1 protein-coding gene is annotated in these 2,195 nt (G+C 65.6%); it reads right to left on the minus strand.

Features of this window, described 5'->3' with window-relative positions:
- Positions 1 to 2,195: ATP-binding protein (locus NZM16_RS12275; protein ID WP_295480633.1), on the minus strand; the 2,195-nt coding region annotated here is incomplete at both ends.

The following is a 2,195-nucleotide window of genomic DNA, read 5'->3' on the forward strand; positions in this document are numbered from 1 at the left end:
CGCCGCCAGCGCCTCCCACAGCAGGTCCTCAGATAGCTGCGGGGCCAGCTCAGCCAGCGCCCGAGCGCGGGCCCATTCATCCCGGATCTCCCGCGCCGCCGCCAGCGCCTCCTGCAGCAGGCCCTCAAAGAGATGCGGGGCCAGCGCGGTCAGGGCATGAGCGCGATGGCGCTCATCCGGCACCTGACGGGCATAGCCCAGCGCGGCGGAGGCCTTCCACAGCCCCTTCTCGACCAGCGCGATCAACAGCTCCGGCGGGATGTTTCCAGCTAAAGAACGAATGCTGGCCTCGATCAACGCGTATCGCACTTGCCGGCCCACCGCCCTTGGGTCCTGCCTCCCTTCCTCCCTCATAGCATGCCGCCGGGCCAGCTCCAAATCCATCAGGTAGCCGCCGTAGTCCCCTTCCGCTGCATATCGGGCCTCCGCCCAGGGCTGATGCTCGTCGCCCTCGGCCACCAGTTTGTGTAGCTTCTCCCACTCCCCGGCGGCAGCCAAGTGCGCTCCCAGATGGCGCAGGCCGTAGCCGTCGTCGATCTCCGATAGCCGCCGCCAGTCCCCTCCCGCCGATTGAATGTAGCTCAAAGCGATTTGGCGGTGAGCCTCTCGCGTTCGCTCGGACATCTCCTCGACTAACCCCCGATCCGCTGGGGTGAGGTTCTCCAGCGCTACCTCTCCACTCAGGAAGTCCCGCAGGCTGGCGTGGTAAAGGCGATAGCGGAGGCCCTTTGTCTGATACAGAAACGGGGACCAGGATTCTGTTAGTAACCGCTTTAGGGAATAGTCCGCTTTCAGGCCGGCCCAACGCGCAAGGGTTTCCAGAGGGACGGGCTCGCGGGCGGCGGCTAGCACGGACAGCAGCGGCGCATAAGCCATGTCCCATTCCGGCTTCTGGCGCCAACGGCGCCAATACTCGGCGTAGTAGCCTGTCAATCCCATGGGAAGCTGTTCTAAGTCCAGCGGATGGCGCTTCCTCCTCAAGATCTCCGCAACCACGTAGCGGAGATACATCCAGTTGCCCGCGCTCTTCTCCCGGAGGATCCGAATGAAGTCTTCCTCTGCGCAGTTCCGGGCGCGTAGCTGCTCAGAGATGGCCGGGTCGCGGGCCACGCCGCGCAGATAGGCCTCGATGTCCTCTAAGTTGTGGCGATCCCCGGCCTGCAGATCCGCTCGGACCAGATGGGGATCCACCCGCAGAGGCACCGACACCGGCCGCTGGGAGAGGATCAGATAGACGCCCTTGGGGAGGGATTTCGGCAGGCCCAGGGCGTTGCCGTTGGGACCGACACCCGCCTCGTCCAGCGCGTCGACCACAATCACCAGCCGCTCCCGGGCCGTCAGACGGTTGGCGGCCATGTGGAGCAACCGTTCCAGGAAAGCCGAGTAATCGGCCTGGTCCGGGAGGGCATCCCGGGAGGCGTAGGGCTCCAGACGGTAGCGGGCTACCAGTTGAGCAGCTATGCTCTGGAGGGCACGGATCACCCCGGCCTCCCCTGGCGCCTGCTCGGCGAAGAAGTGCAGATAGCCTCGCTCCTTCACCAGGTGGGCTAAGAAAGCTGTCTTGCCCACTCCCGCCTCGCCGACCAAGAGCCAGGCGCCGCACTCGTGCTGGCTGAGGAAGTGATCCAGTTCCGCCTCCAGCCATGCCCGTCCCACAAACTCCTCCAGGCGGACGCGATGGAAGACCGGGTCGGGGGGCAGATACAGGTCCGAGAGGGATGCGTAGTCCCCGATGAAGAAGGCCTGGAAGACCTGGGTCACGATGTTCCGGTCGCCCGTAACCAGGATGCTGCGGTCGACGTTCCCGGTGACCCGGACGTAGCCCTGGGCCTCGGCGATCACGCGGGGCCAATCCGCCAACTTGCGGCGGATGTCCTCGAGATTTTCGGCGATGCGCTCCAGGGCGCGGGAATCCCAGAGGGGCTGCAGCGCCGGCTGCTGGGCCAATTCTTCCTCCAACCATTTCAGAAAGTCCGCAGCCGCGCGGGTGGCCTCGGCCAAAAGCGGCCAGGTCTCAGGATTAGGATGGCCCAAGTGAGCCGCCCAGCGGCGAGCCAGTTCGGCGGGATCAGGGCGGCCTCGACGGGTGAGGAGTTGCGCCAGCAGCGGGGCCGCCTCTGTTCGAAGAAAGCTTTCATCGAAGAGGGAGGCGGTCAGGTGGGGATAGTGCCGGGCGAAGGCAGAATACGCGCGCG

The sequence above is a fragment of the Thermoflexus sp. genome (genome assembly GCF_025055495.1).
In the GTDB taxonomy this organism is placed as follows: domain Bacteria; phylum Chloroflexota; class Anaerolineae; order Thermoflexales; family Thermoflexaceae; genus Thermoflexus.